The organism is Photobacterium aquae (genome assembly GCF_001029445.1).
Classification (GTDB): Bacteria; Pseudomonadota; Gammaproteobacteria; order Enterobacterales; family Vibrionaceae; genus Photobacterium; species Photobacterium aquae.
This window is the reverse complement of sequence record NZ_LDOT01000002.1, coordinates 619,436-637,801: the sequence shown is the minus strand read 5'-3', so window position 1 is coordinate 637,801 and position 18,366 is coordinate 619,436. Positions and strand designations below refer to the sequence as shown.

Here is an 18,366-nt window from a genome sequence, read left to right as displayed (position 1 = left end):
CATGGCAGGCAACACGATTGGACAATTATTTCGAGTCACCACATTTGGTGAAAGTCACGGTTTGGCATTGGGCTGTATCATAGATGGTTGCCCGCCGGGGTTGGCACTGACCGAAGCAGACATGCAGCATGATCTGGATCGTCGTCGACCAGGGACGTCAAAATATACCACTCAGCGCCGAGAGCCTGACGAAGTAAAGATTTTGTCCGGGGTGTTTGACGGCCGGACGACGGGGACGTCGATTGGCTTGTTGATTGAGAATACCGATCAGCGTTCCAAAGACTATTCGGATATCAAGGATCTTTTCCGTCCGGGCCATGCCGATTATACCTACCACCAGAAGTATGGTATCCGTGATTATCGTGGCGGTGGTCGTTCTTCGGCGAGGGAAACGGCAATGCGCGTTGCCGCAGGTGCTGTGGCGAAGAAGTACCTACAGCAAGTGCATGGTATCGAAGTGCGTGCTTACCTTTCGCAGATGGGAGATATTGCCATTGACTCGGTCGACTGGGATCAAATTGAGCAGAATGCCTTTTTCTGTCCGGATGCCAATAAAGTTGAGGCATTCGACGAGTTGATCCGTAAGCTGAAAAAAGAAGGCGATTCGATCGGTGCCAAGGTGACGGTGGTCGCAAAGCGGGTTCCGGTTGGGTTGGGCGAGCCGGTCTTTGATCGACTGGATGCCGATTTGGCTCACTCGTTGATGAGCATTAACGCGGTGAAAGGGGTAGAGATCGGTGATGGCTTTGATGTCGTTGCCCAGCGAGGCAGCGAGCACCGAGATGCCATGACCCCTGATGGTTTCCTTTCTAACCATGCGGGCGGCATCTTGGGCGGGATATCTTCTGGCCAAGATATTGTCGCCCATATTGCGATGAAGCCGACATCAAGTATTACCGTGCCGGGTGAGACGATTACCGCACAGGGTGAGCGTGCCGAAGTGGTCACCAAGGGCCGCCATGACCCTTGTGTCGGAATTCGCGCCGTGCCGATTGCCGAAGCGATGATGGCGATTACCCTGATGGATCACCTGTTGCGTCACCGGGGACAGAATGCTGGAGTCGTCACGGCGACCCCTCAGATATAATGGGTGAAGCCTGTTTGTAAAGGGGCGTTGCTGTAGACCGAGACGAAAACGAGGAGCTTTGCTCCTCGTTTTTTTATGCTTTGGGTTTGGCTTCGGCAGTGCCTGTATCGTTTTCTTCAAAGTGAAAGACCGGTAGGCTCCAGCTAAACTGTACCGCAGCCATTCGAATACAGAAGCCAACAACAAGGGTGCTGACGGTCACAATATTACTGTCAATGCCCACATAGAGCATTCCGTAGTACATTGCACCGGCAAGGAACGACACGGATGCATAGAGCTCTTTGTGCAGTACCAATGGTTGGCGACGGCAGATCAAGTCACGCAGCAGGCCACCGAACACCCCCGTCACGACTGCGGCGACAATGCAGATCAATGGCGACAGGCCCATATCCATCGCCACGCGGCAACCGATAATACTGAATACAATTAATCCTAACGAGTCTAGCATCACGAAGACTTTATGGAAGCGAACCACAAGTGGGGCCACCATGGTGGTAAACAGGCCAGCAAGGCAGGTAATGGCGAGGTATTGAGGATTGGCAACCCAGCCAAGTGGATAGTGTCCAAGTAGAATGTCACGAACCGTACCACCGCCGATAGCGGTAGCACTGGCAACCAGCATAACACCGAACCAATCCATGTGACGTTTGCCTGCAGCGAGAGCCCCTGTCATGGCTTCAGCAGTAATACCAATAATATAAAGAGTCGTTAAAAGCATGATGATATAACTTTGAATGCGCTAGGAATACGGGTGATTCTAGTAATCAAGTAGTTGGCGGTCGAATGAAATGTTTCGGCTTATGGATGAATTCAATTCATGCATTGTCAGCAATACGCTGTGAAGAGGTAGGGTAACTGGGCAGAATGAATCTTGATATGGTGGCGAGCTGTGGATACAAAAAGGGCTGCATATTGCAGCCCTTTTGGGATTAGGGGATTGGCCTAATGGCTCTGTCCTACAGCTTAGAAGCGGTAGTTGGCCTGAACACCGATCAGCCATACGCTGCCGGTAGTTTCACCTTTGATTTCCGCAATTTTCTTGCCTTGGATTTCAAGTTCTTCGGTCATTGGTGCATCTTTGGCGAAGATATATGTGAAACCGGCATCAAAGCTTAGGTTCTGTGACCACTGGTAACCTGCACCTAGGCTCAGCCATAGACGGTCTGTCTCTGGGATGGTTTGGGTGCGGTGCTCGTCGCTTACCGCTGACATGTCGTAAGCCACACCGGTACGCAGAGCCAGCTTGTTGCTGTACTGGTAAGTTGTACCTACGGCAAAGCGGTAGCTGTCTTCCCAGTTTTCTTCTTTGATCAGATCGGTGCCTGTACCGAAGCTAGGGATATTGGCTTCCAGTTTGTCGAAGCTGCTCCAATCGGTCCAGTTGAAACTTGCGTGCATGGCAAGTTTGTCTGATAGCTGGTGGAAGCTGGCAATTTCAGCAGTAGCCGGCAGGCTGAGAGCCATGCTGCCAGGACGTGTCTTGCCGTATCCTAGGCCTGAGGCATTGCCTTCTAGGTTAAGGTCAACGGCTGAGCGGTAGTTTACACCGATACGGTTGTCAGTGTTGATCTGCCATGCGCCACCAAGCTGCCAGCCCCATGCAGTATCATCGCCTTTCATGTATTTCAGGTCTTGGCCTTTCAGTGCGCTCATGCCCAGTTTGTTGACCAGTGCATCCAGTTTCGGTGGCAGGTTAGCTGGGATTGATGCGCCGATATGGCCTTCGCCCATCACATAGCGAACACCACCGCCAATGCTGAACTGCTCGTTGATTTTGTACGCAACGTTCGGGTTGATCTCAACGGAGAAAACATTAGCCTGATCGCCAAACATGGTGCCAAGGAAATCGCCGCCTAGTTCGGTTTCCATGCCATAGTTAGTTGCGATGGCCAGACCAACCGCCCACTGTTCGTTGATGCGGTGCGACAGATAGAAGTTAGGAACCACAGCATCATGGGCAATGTCTTTTGCTTCGGTAGGGATGCTTGCACCTGGCAGGTATGGGCTGGTGATATTGCCCTTAACATCAATGTTAGGGTCAACATAGATCGCACCAGTAGATACCTGAGTACCCTCTAGGTAAGCCAGCATGGCTGGGTTACGGAACTGGGCACTGGCGTTGTCAGCCATTGCCGCTTCACCAGCAAAGGCACGGCCAAGGCCTGTCGCAGAATATTCAGCTAGCTGGAAGCCTGCTGCCATGGTGTTTGCACTCATACCCAGTGCTAGTGCCGCTGCCAAAGAAAGTGTGATTTTGTTCTTGTTCATCAGTCTGTTTTGTTCGCTGAAATTACGTGGCGCAAATCATACGCCTTAGAGTAAAAGCTTTAAGTTTTTCTTGTGATTTAAATACAAATAGGTCTTAAATTCTATTTTTACCTATTTATTTGGTGTTTTATCTGGTGAATATTGTTCACTACGATCTGGTCGGATGAGATTTCAGCGTACATGTGTACGAGGTGAGATGACTTTCGGCGACGGTGTGTTAGCTGGAATTAGCGAGTTAATCTATAGGTATTAGACTATAACCATTAAATATCAATGGTTTATTTTTGTAAAAAAAGAGGGCGCCGTTGGCACCCTCTTGGATTATAGAATTTGCTTTTTGTTCGCTGAATTAGAACGAACGGCTGTACTGAACACCGTATAGCCAAGCGTTGGCGCGAGTGGTTGCAGACACTTGGCTTAGGCCAGTGCTGTTTTCTACAACTTCAACATCTTTGCCGACGAGGTAAGTCACACCAAAATCAATGTTCGACTTGCTGTCTAGGTGGTAGGTGAAACCACCGGAGAACCACTGGCGATCTGAGTCAGGTACAGAGATAGATGTCTTTTCGTCCTGAGCGCTGGTGTCATACATATAACCGGCACGTAGGGTCCAGTCATTGTTCATGTAGTAAGTACCGCCCAGCGCGTAGTGCCAGCCGTCTTTCCAGTTGTAGGAGTTTAGTTCGCGGCCGCCCGTTGTTTCCAGCTTGTCGAATGCGCTCCAGCCAATCCACTGTACGCTGTAGTGAACCGCGAATTGCTGGTTCAGGCGGTGGTAGCCAGAAAACTCAGCCATATCAGGCAGTGGCATTTTCAGCTTCTCGTCGCTGATATTGCCGCCGTCGGTTTTGAAGAACATATCGCCTTCAGCTTCTAGTTCTGGGCTGTAGCGGTATGAAAGACCGAAACGGTTGTTTTCGTTCAGTTCGAAAACTGTACCAACGTTCCAGCCAAGGGCAATACCATCAGCATCAACATCCAGAAGTTGGCCTTTAGGGGCCTTGCCGCCGCTGATGAAATCAAGCGCGCCTTCAATGCTCTTGTTAGAACGCTGTAGTTTACCTGTACCGTAGATAACATCCAGGCCACCACCGACACTCCATTGCTGGTTGATGCGGTATGAGGTGCTCAAGGCTAGGTTGACGCTTTTTACATCTGTCAGACCACCGTACTCGTTACCTGCGAAGTCGTCACCGAATTCGGTTTTGGTACCGAAGTTAGAGTACAGGCCCGCACCCACAGTCCACTTTTCGTTAAGTGGGTGAATGTAGTAGATGTTAGGAACAAGGGAAATATCACCGATAGACTGGTCATCTTGGCTGCTGTTTAGGTTGCCTGACAATGGGTTGGTGTATTTGATATTTTTGACCTGGATATCCGTATCAATAGCATTGATACCCAGAGAAAGAGCAGGCTTGTCGAACAATGACATTGCTGCTGCGTTACGCGCCATTACTGAGGCGTTGTCTGCGATCACGGCATCACCGGCAAATGCACGGCCAAGGCCTGTTGCAGATTGTGCGTTTAGCTGAAAGCCAGCTGCCATGGCTTGCTGTGATGCTACGGTTACGGCCAAGGCAACCATAGACTTTGTAAACAGACGCTTCTTATTCATATTTATAGTTATTCCTAATTATTTTTTATGTTTATCTCTGCTAATTCCTGCAGGATGCGCAGATTGTATTGGTGTCCTTATCACCAGCAAATCAGACCAGTTGTAAGGCACCAGCGGTATTGTGTTTTTATTGACCGCTTGGGCAGAGTGTAATCACAAAAGAAGGGAATATGGCAGCACAAAGATACAATTATGCTAGAGGGGTAACACTTTACTTTCAGTATCTTAGTTCGGTATGAGAAAGGGCTCCGGCATTCTATTTTTGAATAAGCCGGAGCTGTTGCATTAATTTTGTTGAGTTGTTCAAATTTCCCAGTTTAGTTCCGCTTTGAGCTCTTTGGCTACAGGGGCCAGATTCTGCCCGGGTTCGCCAACAACGATGAGGCTGGCATCGCGCACGGGAAGGAGTACACCCTGCATGTTGTCGCCGCTAAACTGGTTGATGCCCTGGGTGGTTTCCGGTACGACAAAGATAGTGACCTTCCCTGCCGAGCTTTCCATGACCATATGGAGCGCATTGCTATTGCCAAAGCCACAGTGGTTGACGTAGTAGACATGACCCGGAAGCTGGGCGAGCTTGGAGCCGAATGGGATGAGCTTGGCATTGACCTGCGACAGGGTGACGCCCTCGTCAATCCCATCTATGAAGGGGGCTTCGGCCTGTACGTGATCGAGAGCTATCTGGGCGATCCCTACAGGATGCTCGGAGACAGGGGATAACCCTAAACGAAACTGCCCGATAGAAATCCCTACCACAAAGGCGACAGACGCTGCGAGTGCCACCCATCCTTTAGTGCCAAAACGGTTCTTTTCGGGTTGGCCGGATTGGTTGAACAGGATCCGGTCAACGAGATCATCGGGAACGTCGACTTTCATGGCCTGCTCTAGTTTGCTGTCGAGCATTTGGAGTTCATCGGCTAATTTGCGGTTGGCCAGCGAGGCGTTGCGGCTCTCGATCATTTCAGGACTGGCATCATTGGGATCAGCCAAGAGGCGTCGGCGGAATTCTAAATCATCCATTGTGTTGGCCCCTCTGTTCAGATTGCTTTTCTAACTGTTCTTTCAATTGATTTCTGGCTCGGAAGAGGCGAGTCATCACCGTGTTGCGGTTTAGGCCTAGGATATTGGCAATTTCATCGCCGTTGAAACCGGCCATGACCTGAAGCACAAGTGGTTCGCGGTATTCTGGGGCCAATTTCATGATCTGTTGGCGTAACATCTGCTGTTCAAGGTTGTTGTCACTATCACTTCCCACATGCTGGCTATCTGCGATGGCATAATCGTCGATATCGACCAGATCCAATTGTTTGCGTTCGAATCGGCGTGCGTTTTCCCGGCGTAATATTGTGATCAGCCAAGATTTTGCAGCCTTGTCATCTTGTAGGCTATCGAGCGACCGCCATGCTCGCAAGCAGGTTTCCTGAACCAGATCTTCGGCAATATGGGGATCATGGCATAACCAGTAGGCATAGCGGTATAAATCTCGGTGCCAAGCCCTGACGAGGGCTTCGTATCGTCTTTGTTTGTTCATGTCTACTGTGACCGAGGCATCGGACTTTTTCTTTCGGAAAAAATGCTTAATCATAAAATCGCTCATCAATGTGTCGAATACGTCCCATATTTCTTGTGTTTCGGATCTTGTTGTGACAATTGATCCAATAAACCGCGCTAAAATTGATCTGGTTCAAATTGTGTCTTCTCCAGCAAGTTATAGTAGACACCGTCATCTGATAGTAAGTGTTGGTGCCGTTGCTAGGATTTTGCAGCGAAACTAAGGCTTAGTATCTGTTGAGCAAGATGACAACTTCCTTTTGAAGGCTGACTTTACTTTCTCCTATCAGGCTTGCCTGATTTGCAATTGGCTTTACGTTAATTGACTTATGCTATACATGGATTGCTTTCCGTGTAGTTATTTCGAACCATACCAAATCGGTATGGTTTTTTTTTATCTTAGCATTCCAGTTGGCTGAAAACTGACCGCACTTTTATTCCCTTCTTTTTATTCTACTATCGCATAGTTCTCATTTTTTAAACATTTGTTTGATTATGATAACAACTGAATTACAATTCATTGTGGTCAGACCTCATATAAATGACTTAAAAGCATAAGGAGTTGCGATGGCACGTCTCCAGAATCTCACCACTCACAGCGGTGAGCGCATCGCGGTTGTCGGTGGATTACGAACCCCGTTTGCCCGTCAGGCAACGGCTTTTGATGGTGTATCAGCCCTGGATATGGGCAAGATGGTTGTCAGTGAAATGATCCGCCGGGTCGATATCGATCCCAAGCTGATAGAGCAGGTGGTCTTTGGTCAGGTGGTGCTTATGCCCGAAGCTCCGAACATCGCCCGCGAGATAGTGCTAGGCACCGGGATGAATGTCGGAACAGATGCCTACAGCGTTACCCGCGCCTGTGCGACCAGTTTTCAGGCCGCGGCCAATGTGGCTGAAAGTATTATGGCCGGCACAATTGATATCGGTATCGCAGGGGGGGCGGATTCATCGTCAGTGGTGCCGATAGGTGTATCTAAGAAGATGGCCTCGACACTGTTGGCGCTCAGTAAAGCCAAGACAATGAGCAAGCGGTTGAAATTATTGAGCAAGCTCAGCGTCAAAGATCTCATGCCTGTGCCTCCTGCCGTTGCGGAGTACTCCACCGGATTGAGTATGGGGCAGACGGCAGAGCAGATGGCCAAGAGTCATAGTATCAGCCGAGAAGCACAAGATGCTTTTGCCCATCGCTCGCACACCCTTGCCGCACAGGCTTGGCGTGATGGCTTGATTCAGGGCGAGGTGATGACGGCCTTCCCCGAACCTTACCGCCAGTGGATCGACATGGATAACAATATCCGCGAGGATTCGAGCCTTGAATCTTACGCCAAACTGCGTCCTGCTTTCGATCGCAAGTTCGGCTCGGTGACGGCAGCCAATGCGACCCCGCTTACCGATGGAGCCGCTGCTATTATGCTGATGCGTGAAGGGCGGGCCAAGGAGCTTGGACTCGAACCGCTGGGCTTTATCCGCTCATTTGCGTTTTCTGCTATTGGGGTCGAGCAAGATATGTTGATGGGCCCCTCTTATGCTACGCCGCTGGCCCTAGACCGCGCCGGTATCACTCTGTCTGATCTTACCTTGATTGATATGCATGAGGCGTTCGCTGCCCAGACTCTTGCCAATGTGAAAATGTTCGGCTCTGCCTCGTTTGCCCGCGAGAAGCTGGGGCGGAGCGAGGCCATTGGCGAGATAGATATGGATAAGTTCAATGTGCTCGGCGGTTCAATTGCCTATGGCCACCCCTTTGCGGCGACCGGGGCAAGGATGATTACCCAGACCTTGCGCGAGCTCAAGCGCCGCGGTGGCGGCTTGGCACTCAATACCGCCTGTGCGGCTGGTGGCCTTGGGGCTGCCATGATTTTGGAGGCAGAATAATGACTGATCATCAATCTGCATTCAGCCTGTCAGTGGCTGATAATGGTATCGCCTGGCTAAAAATTGATGTGCCAGACGAAAAGATGAATACCCTACAGGCTGCTTTTGGCGAACAAGTTGGCGCAGTATTGGCGGAGCTGAAGGGGCGCTCGGATATCAAGGGAATGGTGGTTCATTCCGGCAAGCCCGATAATTTTGTTGCGGGGGCAGATATTCGAATGCTCGATGCCTGCCGGACCGCCGATGAGGCAAGGGCGCTAGCGAGCCAAGGTCAGCAGCTGTTTGCCGAGCTTGAAAGCCTGCCTTTCCACATTGTTGCTGCGATCCACGGGCCGTGTCTCGGTGGTGGTTTGGAGTTGGCGCTAGCCTGTCATAGCCGGATTTGTTCCGATGACGATAAGACTCGTCTCGGGTTACCGGAAGTCCAGTTGGGTTTGTTACCGGGATCGGGAGGCACACAGCGCTTGCCGCGTCTGATAGGGGTCGCAGGTGCGCTGGATATGATTCTTACCGGCAAGCAGTTGCGTGCCAAAAAAGCCAAGAAGCTGGGTGTTGTCGACGAGGCGGTGCCTGTTAGTATTCTGCTGACGGTTGCCGAGCAGTACGCATTGCAACCTAAACCCAAACGTAAGCTGGCACTGAAAGATCGAGCAATGGGGGGCAACCTGCTGGGGCGTTCGTTGGTGTTTGACCAGGCTGGCAAGGCTACCCGAGCCAAAACTCGCGGTAATTATCCGGCAACGGAGGCAATCCTCGAGGTGGTAAAATACGGCCTTGAGCGCGGTATGGAGAAGGGATTGGAGCGCGAGGCAAAATTGTTCGGCGACTTGGTGATGACACCGGAGTCAGCAGCGCTGCGTAGCATATTCTTTGCCACCACTGCGATGAAAAAAGAGACGGGATCCAGTGCTGAACCACGCCCGATCAACAAAGTGGGCGTGCTGGGAGGCGGCTTGATGGGCGGCGGGATCAGCCATGTCACAGCAATAAAAGCCGGCTATCCTGTCAGGATCAAAGATATTGCCAATGAGGGGCTGCTCAACGCACTGTCATACAACTACCGCCTGCTCGACAAGAAGCGCAAGCGCCGAATTATCTCCAAAGCTCAGCTCCAGCAAAATATGCTGTCGATATCGGCAGGCGTTGACTACAGCGGCTTCGATCATTTGGATGTTGTCATCGAGGCGGTGTTTGAAGATCTTAAGCTTAAGCACCAGATGGTGGCGGAAATTGAGGCAAACGCCAAGCCCGATACGATTTTTGCCACTAATACCTCATCATTGCCGATACATCAGATCGCAGAGGCCGCCCAGCGCCCGGAAAATGTGGTGGGACTTCACTATTTCAGCCCGGTAGAGAAGATGCCGCTGGCAGAGGTCATCCCCCATCAAGGCACTTCGGAAGAGACAATAGCCACGGTGGTGTCATTGGCCAAAAAGCAGGGTAAGACACCGATAGTCGTTGGTGATAGCGCTGGGTTCTATGTTAACCGTATTCTGGCCCCCTATATGAACGAAGCGGCGTTTATCCTACTAAGCGGCGAACCGATAGAGCACTTGGATAATGCCTTGCTTGATTTCGGTTTCCCGGTTGGGCCGATCACTTTGCTTGATGAGGTCGGTGTCGATATCGGCGCCAAGATCATGCCGATATTGATCGCAGAGCTTGGTGAGCGTTTTCAGGGACCTGACGTTTTTGATGTTTTACTCAAAGACGGCCGTAAGGGGCGCAAGAGCGGCAAGGGGTTCTACCGTTACGATACCAAGAAAAAAGAGGTGGATAAGAGCGTCTATAAATTATTGGATCTCAAGCCAGAAACGAAAGCCAATGCGGAGGATATCGCGCTGCGCTGTGCGCTTATGATGCTTAACGAGGCGGCGCGCTGTCTGGATGAAGGCGTGGTGCGCAGTGCCCGCGACGGTGATATCGGTGCGATATTCGGTATTGGCTTCCCGCCATTCCTTGGTGGGCCGTTCCGCTATATGGATCAGCTGGGCATTGACAAGATTGTCGCTTTGCTCAATGAGCATACCGATCGCTATGGTGAACGTTTCAGGCCTTGCGAGCGTCTGGTGGCAATGGCACAGGAGGGCCAGTGTTTCTATTCGCAGGAAGGGGCAGAAGCGTAGCGTTTGTAGGTTTGTGATGAAAAAGGGCCGATAAGGCCCTTTTTATTTATCTTGCATTAATAAGCCTTGCTTTGAAACTCATTAACCGACTCGATTTCGCTGCCGATCTGCAATGGTTCCAGATCTTTGTGTGCTTGGCCTTGGCAGTGCATCACAATCCGGTTTGCCGTGCGTGGCTTGATGATATCGACAATGAATTTCACCATGTCGGCGCGGCTTAGGGCTTCCAGCGCTTCAACGACTTTTTGCCGTTGATTGAAGTCAGTATCCTTGTTACCTATGCTGACCCAGAAGCGCTGGGCCCGAGCTCGTAGGTTAGTATCCGGCTCTGAAATCTGGGCAATGAGCCCCTGTTTGCTGGCCTGCCACTGGGCGTCGTTGAGCTCCAGGAGCACAAGGGAAAAGGCATTAGTGAACTCGTCCATCGCATCCAGAAGTTGGGTCGGCGCCGCGACCGGTGACTGAATATACAAGATCAATCCCGGGTGGCGGTTCAACGGTAGGTTGGCGGTGCCAACCATGTAGCCCAGTTGCTGACGGGTCCGCAGTTCATGGAAGAAGGTGGTCGACATCAAATGGTTGGCCAGCGTGTAGATGGCAATCTTGCGCGGCGTGGTCGCGCGTGATTGGTAATACATCAGCAAGGCGGAATCGGCGTGGCTACAGCGAACTTCATGGCGAAGGGTGCCTGATTTGCCAAGGTGAACGAGTGGTCGCTGGGATTCGCCGTACAACTGGTCCGTGACCCGGAAAGCATCCTTGAGGATTTCAGCCAGGGCAAGGGCATCTTCTTTCAACCAGTTGCCGTAGATAAAGGTATCGATGTGCAGCTCGGCAAACATCGCCTCGACAAAAGCTGGCAGCTCGTCCACCTCAATGCTCTCGAGGGCTTCGAGCAGCACGGGGTATGGCGGGTTGTTGGGCTGCAACAGTCCGGTTAGTTCATTGAACAGCTGGGATATAGGCTTGTCCTGTGCGGCATTGCGCCAGCTGCGGAGCATCTGAGCCTTGATATTATTGAATCGCTCAAGGTTGAACTGGCGGTTGGCAAACTGATCCAGCAATAGCTGGAGTAGCAGCGGTTGTTTTTCGCTAAAGCCTGAAAGCTGAAGTGTGACCCCGCCTTGGTGAGCATACAAATTATAAGACATACCGGCAATTTCAGCCGGGTAGGCCGCTTCGTTGATCGCGTCGAGCAGCATTTCAACACACAGCCGCGTTTTGACGATATTGCGCGGTGAGCTGACGGCATGCGGGCTGTCGATCGCCACGTAAACCACCCCTTTTGGCACGCGGAATTCATGCTCCTGTTTGAACCACAGGCGAAATCCCGGTAGATCCTGAAGGAGCTGGGGTGGCTGGTCGGCATCGTCAGCCAGTGCGTGCGGCTCGAATTTCTCGCATAGGAAAGGGTTTGGCTCAGGCAGCTTGAGCGCATCATCATGGCCTGGCTGTTGCCATTGTGCCAGTTGCTCGTTGCTAAAAGGAACGACCTTATACGGTGTGTGGTACCAGTTGGCCACCTGATCGTAATCCTGCCCTTGGGCGATAAGCACCAGCCGCATGTTGTCTGGCACCAATTGATCTAGCAGGCCGGTAATAAGAGCTTCGTTGTAACCAGACATCATATAGTCGCCATAGATAAGGTCTTCTGGCGCATAGTGAAGCAAGTTCATGACTAGGTAGCTGACGGTATCGAGCGGCCGGCTTTTTTCCTGATAACGAAAAGCCATTTCAAGCACCGCTTTTTTCTCTTCGTAGCGCCACTCATCAAGGCCTTTTTGACGGATGATATTGATATAGCGGAACACTGCCGCGACGATATCGTCGATTTTGTCCATACCGGCTGGGGTGAGATTCAGGCTGATTGTGAACTCACGGAAGTTGCTACCGCTCACCCCACCACCAGCAGCGAGGGTATTGATCAGGCCCTGGCCCTTCAAGACGGACATTAGGCTGCCGCTACCTTCGTTGCCAAGTAGGTTGGCAATGTAGGACAGGGGCTTTTCGCGATAGTAGCTATCAACGGCTGGCAGCGAGAATGATAGGGTTAGTTTACGGACTTCCTTGATCGGCTCGATGGTGATCATCCGGCCATTTTCGGCATCGGTCACCAGCGGCGCGGTGATCTCGGGTTTGGCTTCGCCGTGGTTGGCGATATCTCTGAAGAATGTCTCGGCAAATGCCTGTTGCTCATCAAGGCTTTGCGGCCCGAGCAAGACTAGCCCCATTAGGTTGGCAGAGTAATGGCTGCGGTAGAACTCAATGAGCTCATCGCGAACGGATCTTTGACGATCGGCCAAGGTCGTCAGGTCGCCAACCGAAAACTTAGAAAACGGGTGGGCCTGATTGATCGTTTCTTTGTGGACCTGATACAGGCGGCGGACGTCGTCTTTGAGCTTGAGCTTATATTCCGAATCGACCGCATTACGCTCTTTGTCCACGGCCTCTTCGTTAAACAGCGGCGCGGTGAAGAACTGGCCGAAACGGTCTAGTCCCTCGCAAAAAGCATGGGGAGAGACCTCGAAGAAAAAGGTTGTGTTCTCGGTGCCGGTCCAGGCATTGTTGCTGCCGCCGTTTTGGTTGATGAAGGTTTGAAACTCACCAACACGCGGGTATTTTTCTGTTCCCAGAAAGAGCATGTGCTCGAGAAAGTGCGCCATTCCCTCGCGGTCGTTCGGATCGTCAAAATGACCGACCTTGACCGACAAGGCTGCTGCTGAGCGGGGGGCCTCGGCATCATGAACCAGTAATACCTTCAGCTCGTTTGCCAAGGTGAGGTAGCGGTATTGCTTCGGGTCATTTGGACTTTTATGCACGGGGGACGCCTATTTCTTTTGGGAAGTAGGGTAATTATGACGTTCATTACCGAGGGTGGCAAATATAACGAAGAGTAATTGTTAGCTAAACAAAAGCTTAGGTTTAGTAAGCGGTAAGAATAGGGAAGGTATCCGGCTGGACGATATATTGTGTCAATTTGAGACTGTGATCAGGTATCACATAATGGGCACACGTTTTGCCTAAATTCTGTTTTCAGAATAGGTCACTTGCTAGCATAATCGGGAGACATGCTAGCTCGCTAGGCTTGATCCTTCACTCCGTTGGCCCTGTAAGTAGATTAAGGGCTATGCAGTGCGGATACCTGCCTGCGAAATTGGAAAATATATGCGAATTTACATCATGCGTCATGGTGAAGCAGCAACCTTTGCAGCCACTGATGCCGAACGCCCCCTTACAGAGCGCGGTGAGCGATATTCAGCTCAAATGGCTGCCCAGCTCAGCCAGCAGCTTGATCAGGGGTTAGATATGGTATGGGTCAGCCCGTATTTGCGTGCCCAGCAGACATGGCAGGCGATGGCCCCGCATTTGCCATCGCCCCAGCGGCTGATGGAGGTCGAAGACATTACCCCTTACGGTGATGCCGAGCAGGTCGCTGCTTATGTTAAGGCGATGGTTGCCATTGAGCGTCCCGAGACCCTACTGGTCATTTCTCATTTGCCGTTGGTTGGCTACCTGTCTGCCGAGCTGGTGGCAGGGATGCAACCGCCGATGTTCATTACTTCCTCGGTACTGGCGATCGATTATGATTTGGAGACCGAGCAGGCCGAATACCTTTGGCAAGCCAACCCGGAAGGATAATGCGTGTTAAATTGGCATTAAGGTTTCGCGCGGGCTGGCCGATAGCAATATCTCCAGCTCGTTTACATGAATAGATACCTTGATGAAAAATTTACTATCAGTGCTGTTGGGCGTTTTGTTGCTGTCAGGCTGTATGCAGATGCCGCAACAGGAACAGGTAACCAACATCAGTGCCAATGCGGCGATCGAGTGGGTTAACGGCCGCAATGAGAATATGCATATTTCTCCTTCAGGCAGTACGTTGACCTTTGCCTCGTCGAAAAGTGACATTACCATTTTTTCGCGCATTGACAGTGCCCGCAACGGTAGCTGTGAGTACTACTACAGTGAGCAGTCCGTTAAGACACGGATACAGGTTTGCGAAAATGGCGAAGTGACACTGATTGTTGGCGGTAAGGTTGCCAATGTCGGTATGCTGGCAAAATTTGAAGAGTAACTGGCCGTTTTACATCGGTTAAAGTAAGGGCGGCGGCACTGCAGAGCCAGTACCGCGCATGAACGAGGCTGATTATCGTTCGGGAATATCGAGCAATACCAGCAGAGCACCGTCGCCGCCGAATTCGAGCGGCGCTTGGTGGAAGGCCATGACATCAGGGTGCTGGGCCAGCCACAACGGGGCCTTTTGCTTGAGGATATGCTTGCCGATACCGTGCATGACGCAACAGCATGCCACGCCTTCTTTTAGGCAAGCGGCAATCATCGCGGCTAATTCGCGTTTGGCCTCTTGCTGGGTCATGCCGTGCATGTCCAGGTACATATCAGGAACATAGACGCCACGGCGGAGTTTTTTGACTTCGTACTTGGATACCCCGGTACGGGCATAGTGGGTCGGGCCGTTTTCATTGAGGTGCGGCTCGAACTCGTCCGAGAAATAAAACTCATGGTTTTGTCGCTCTTTTGCCAAGAGTTTAGGGGTATCTGCTTTTGTGCTCTGTCGGCGGGGCGCGATTATGGTATCATGCGAGATCTTTTTTACGCCCTTAACCGCTTCCTGGAAGAGGCTAAAGTCTTCATCCAGGATATGATCTTTTTTGCTCATAGTTAACAATCCAACAACTTATTAGCGGTATTGTAGCGCCATTCGGAGGCTATTTTGGATAAGATTTTTGTCGACGAAGCTGTCAACGAACTTCATACATTACAAGACATGTTGCGCTGGACGGTAAGCCGTTTCAATGCTGCGGGTCTTTTTTACGGTCATGGAACCGATAATGCGTGGGACGAGGCCGTACAGCTTGTTTTGCCAACCCTATACCTTCCTTTGGACGTTCCGTCCGAGGTACGTTTCTCTCGCCTTACTAGCAGCGAGCGCCACCGTATTGTAGAGCGTGTTATCCGCCGTATCAACGAGCGCACGCCGGTCTCTTATCTGACCAACAAGGCATACTTCTGCGGCATGGAGTTCTTTGTCGACGAACGCGTGCTTGTGCCGCGCTCGCCAATCGGTGAGCTGATCGATAATTTCTTCGAACCGTTCCTGAAAGAGCGTCCGACTCGCATCATGGATCTGTGTACGGGCTCTGGCTGTATCGGTATTGCCTGTGCCCATGCTTTCCCTGAGGCTGAAGTGGATATCGTTGATATCTCTGTCGATGCTCTGGCCGTTGCCGAGCAGAACATTCAGGACCATGGTCTTGAGCAGCAGGTGATCCCGCTGCGTTCGGATCTTCTGCGAGATGTACCGAAGGACAAATACGACCTGATCGTAACTAATCCGCCGTACGTTGACCAAGAAGATATGGACAACCTGCCGGAAGAGTTCCGCCATGAGCCTGAGCTGGGCTTGGCTGCGGGCAGTGACGGCCTGAAACTGGTTCGCCGTATTCTGGCCAATGCACCTGATTACCTGAAAGAAGACGGTGTGTTGATCTGTGAAGTGGGCAACTCGATGATCCATATGGAAGAGCAGTACCCGCATATTCCGTTTACTTGGATCGAATTCGAGAACGGCGGCCACGGCGTGTTCATGCTAACCCGTGAGCAGCTAGTGGACTGTGCCGAGGATTTCGCCCTGTACCGCGATTAATCCACCACGCTTGCAAAGACAAAAAACCGAAGCCAAGGCTTCGGTTTTTTTATGGCTGTTGCATGCCGGGGAGGCTATTGGGTTAGGCTTTGCCAGCTTGTTGCTTGCTTTCCAACTCGGCCATGATCGTCGTGCGGTTGGCTAGGTAGCTGTCCAAGCCTGCTTTGCGAAGATCACAAGACGGGCAGTCGCCACAGCCGTCGCCGATCACCCCGTTATAGCAGGTCAGGGTTTTCTCGCGTACGAAGTCGAGTTTACCGTATTGGTCGGCCAGCGCCCAGGTTTCGGCCTTGTTGAGCCACATCAATGGCGTGTCGATCCGCAGTGGGCGATCCATTCCCAGAACCAGCGATTGGTTGAGGGATTTGACGAACTCGTCGCGGCAATCCGGGTAGCCGGAGAAGTCGGTTTCGCATACACCGGTGATTACTGCTTCGGCACCGATCTGGTAGGCGTAGATCCCGGCGAGGGTGAGGAAAAGGATATTGCGGCCAGGCACAAACGAATTCGGCAGGCCGTTCTCCTGCAACTCGTGGGAGACAGGGATGTTGTCGCGGGTCAAGGAGCTGATTGCCAGTTCGTTGAGCAGGCCGACGTCCATCACTTTGTGGGCGGCAACACCCAGTTCTTGGCAAATTGACTCAGCCACTTCGATTTCCAGCTTGTGGCGCTGGCCATAATCGAACGTAATACAGTGCACCTCATCATAGTGGGCCATGGCTTGGATCAGGCAGGTGGTGGAGTCCTGGCCGCCACTAAATACAACTACGGCTTTGCGCATAAAAGTCTTCCTATATTCTTTTCGTACCGAAAAACAGTCGGTAGGGGACTACCTAAATATCACTCTCGATATTTATCTTATGGTAGGCCAAAGGCAGGTTCTCCCTTGGCTCGGCAATGCTACCGCAGTGTGCCGGATGAGGGAAGTTGAAAGATAGGGGCAAAAAAAGCAGGGCGTAAATGGAAAAGCCGCAGCACGGGCTGCGGCGACGCTGTCGAGGTACAAATAGAGGCAAGACAGGCTGGTAAGCATAAACAGGAGCTAGGCCAGAATCCCGCTGTGTTCAAAGGCGTTGAGCTGTTCGAGGTAGCCGGAAATATCCCCGATGTTGGCGCTGATCCATGCCGGGTCGTAATAGGTATCGAGATAGCGCTCGCCGCTGTCGCACAGCAGGGTCACGATAGAACCTTGTTCACCACGGGCCCGCATTTCGCTAGCCAGTTGCAGCACCCCGTACAGGTTGGTGCCGGTTGATGCCCCGGCTTTGCGGCCGAGCAGCTTTTCGAGCCAGTGGATCGTGGCAATGCTGGCGACATCTGGAATCGTGCGCATTTCATCGACCACGTCGGGAATGAAGCTCGGCTCGACGCGCGGCCTGCCGATCCCCTCGATCCGGCTGCCGCAATTGCCGACAATATTTGGGTCTCGAGTCTGGTAGAAGGCATGGAACACTGAGTTTTCCGGATCGACGACGCATAGCTTGGTATCGAGCATCTGGTAGCGGATATAGCGGCCAATGGTCGCGGATGTGCCGCCCGTGCCCGCACTCATCACAATCCAGCGGGGGACGGGATGGGCCTCGAGCTTCATTTGCTCGAATATACTGTTGGCAATATTGTTGTTGCCGCGCCAGTCAGTGGCCCGCTCGGCGTATGTGAATTGATCCATATAATGGCCGTTGAGCGCCGAGGCCAGCTTGCGTGATTCGTCGTAGATGGCAGCCGGGCTGTCGACGAAATGCGCCTTGCCGCCGTAGAACTCGATCTGTTCGATTTTCTTGCGAGCGGTATGGCGGGGGACGACGGCGATAAACGGCAGTCCCAGTAACCGGGCGAAATAGGCTTCGGAAACCGCCGTGCTGCCCGATGACGATTCGATGATGGTGGTGTCTTCACCAATCCAGCCATTGCATAGCGCGTAGAGGAACAGTGAGCGGGCCAGACGGTGTTTGAGGCTACCGGTTGGATGGGTGCTTTCGTCCTTGAGGTAGATGTCGACCCCGTCCAGTACCGGAATATCCAGTTTGATCAGATGGGTATCGGCAGAACGTTGGTAATCGGCCTCAATTTTACGGATGGCAGTGCTAATCCAGTGCGGGTCACGGTTCATGGTTGGATCCTTATGGTGATAGCCGGAACAAGGTATAGAGGTAATGTAGCCCGTATTACCAAG

The 18,366-nt window shown here is 51.9% G+C and carries 15 protein-coding genes; 6 read left to right on the top strand and 9 right to left on the bottom strand.

Annotated elements, in window-relative coordinates:
• The first annotated feature begins 1 nt into the window (after position 1).
• Positions 2-1,087 (top strand): chorismate synthase, encoded by a 1,086-nt coding sequence (gene aroC, locus ABT56_RS03430; protein WP_047877419.1) that lies wholly within the window; start codon positions 2-4, stop codon positions 1,085-1,087.
• A gap of 73 nt (positions 1,088-1,160) precedes the next feature.
• Here aroC and ABT56_RS03425 read toward each other — a convergent pair whose 3' ends face one another.
• From ABT56_RS03425 to ABT56_RS03405, 5 genes are all read right to left on the bottom strand, one after another.
• Positions 1,161-1,805: a trimeric intracellular cation channel family protein gene (locus tag ABT56_RS03425; protein WP_047877418.1), complete on the bottom strand. Its 645-nt coding sequence runs from the start codon at positions 1,803-1,805 to the stop codon at positions 1,161-1,163.
• A gap of 245 nt (positions 1,806-2,050) precedes the next feature.
• Positions 2,051-3,355, bottom strand: coding sequence for an outer membrane protein transport protein (locus ABT56_RS03420; RefSeq protein WP_047877417.1), 1,305 nt, complete (start codon positions 3,353-3,355; stop codon positions 2,051-2,053).
• A 349-nt stretch (positions 3,356-3,704) separates the two neighbouring features.
• Positions 3,705-4,970, bottom strand: a complete 1,266-nt coding sequence (locus ABT56_RS03415) for an outer membrane protein transport protein (RefSeq protein WP_047877416.1) — start codon at positions 4,968-4,970, stop codon at positions 3,705-3,707.
• A gap of 303 nt (positions 4,971-5,273) precedes the next feature.
• A complete protein-coding gene (locus ABT56_RS03410) occupies positions 5,274-5,990 on the bottom strand; it encodes a DUF3379 domain-containing protein (RefSeq protein WP_047877415.1) in 717 nt (238 codons plus the stop codon).
• Entirely contained in the window at positions 5,983-6,555 is a 573-nt protein-coding gene (locus ABT56_RS03405) for a sigma-70 family RNA polymerase sigma factor (protein WP_047877528.1), read from the bottom strand. The genes ABT56_RS03410 and ABT56_RS03405 overlap by 8 nt, the downstream gene beginning before the upstream one ends.
• Positions 6,556-7,088: 533 nt before the next feature.
• Here ABT56_RS03405 and fadI point away from each other — a divergent pair.
• Positions 7,089-8,399, top strand: a complete 1,311-nt coding sequence (gene fadI / locus ABT56_RS03400) for an acetyl-CoA C-acyltransferase FadI (RefSeq protein ID WP_047877414.1) — start codon at positions 7,089-7,091, stop codon at positions 8,397-8,399.
• On the top strand, positions 8,399-10,528 hold the full coding sequence (gene fadJ / locus ABT56_RS03395) for a fatty acid oxidation complex subunit alpha FadJ (RefSeq protein WP_047877413.1): 2,130 nt from the start codon (positions 8,399-8,401) through the stop codon (positions 10,526-10,528). The genes fadI and fadJ overlap by 1 nt, the downstream gene beginning before the upstream one ends.
• A 56-nt stretch (positions 10,529-10,584) precedes the next feature.
• Here fadJ and ABT56_RS03390 read toward each other — a convergent pair whose 3' ends face one another.
• Positions 10,585-13,347, bottom strand: a complete 2,763-nt coding sequence (locus ABT56_RS03390) for an insulinase family protein (RefSeq protein ID WP_047877412.1) — start codon at positions 13,345-13,347, stop codon at positions 10,585-10,587.
• A gap of 346 nt (positions 13,348-13,693) precedes the next feature.
• Here ABT56_RS03390 and sixA point away from each other — a divergent pair, with 346 nt between their 5' ends.
• Together sixA and ABT56_RS03380 are read left to right on the top strand one after the other, a co-directional pair.
• The gene (gene sixA / locus ABT56_RS03385) at positions 13,694-14,167 is read left to right on the top strand and encodes a phosphohistidine phosphatase SixA (protein ID WP_047877411.1); all 474 of its coding nucleotides are present in this window, start codon (positions 13,694-13,696) and stop codon (positions 14,165-14,167) included.
• An 82-nt stretch (positions 14,168-14,249) separates the two neighbouring features.
• Positions 14,250-14,603, top strand: coding sequence for a hypothetical protein (locus ABT56_RS03380; protein ID WP_240478239.1), 354 nt, complete (start codon positions 14,250-14,252; stop codon positions 14,601-14,603).
• Between the two features lie 72 nt (positions 14,604-14,675).
• Here the strand turns inward: ABT56_RS03380 and smrB are convergent, their stop codons facing one another.
• Entirely contained in the window at positions 14,676-15,206 is a 531-nt protein-coding gene (gene smrB, locus ABT56_RS03375; protein ID WP_047877410.1) for an endonuclease SmrB, read from the bottom strand.
• A gap of 54 nt (positions 15,207-15,260) precedes the next feature.
• On the opposite strand from smrB, the gene prmB reads away from it, so the two are divergent.
• On the top strand, positions 15,261-16,193 hold the full coding sequence (gene prmB / locus ABT56_RS03370) for a 50S ribosomal protein L3 N(5)-glutamine methyltransferase (RefSeq protein ID WP_047877409.1): 933 nt from the start codon (positions 15,261-15,263) through the stop codon (positions 16,191-16,193).
• Positions 16,194-16,275: 82 nt separating this feature from the next.
• Here the strand turns inward: prmB and queC are convergent, their stop codons facing one another.
• Together queC and ABT56_RS03360 are read right to left on the bottom strand one after the other, a co-directional pair.
• On the bottom strand, positions 16,276-16,974 hold the full coding sequence (gene queC, locus ABT56_RS03365) for a 7-cyano-7-deazaguanine synthase QueC (protein ID WP_047877408.1): 699 nt from the start codon (positions 16,972-16,974) through the stop codon (positions 16,276-16,278).
• Positions 16,975-17,235: 261 nt separating this feature from the next.
• A complete protein-coding gene (locus ABT56_RS03360; protein WP_047877407.1) occupies positions 17,236-18,303 on the bottom strand; it encodes a PLP-dependent cysteine synthase family protein in 1,068 nt (355 codons plus the stop codon).
• Between the last annotated feature and the right edge of the window lie 63 nt (positions 18,304-18,366).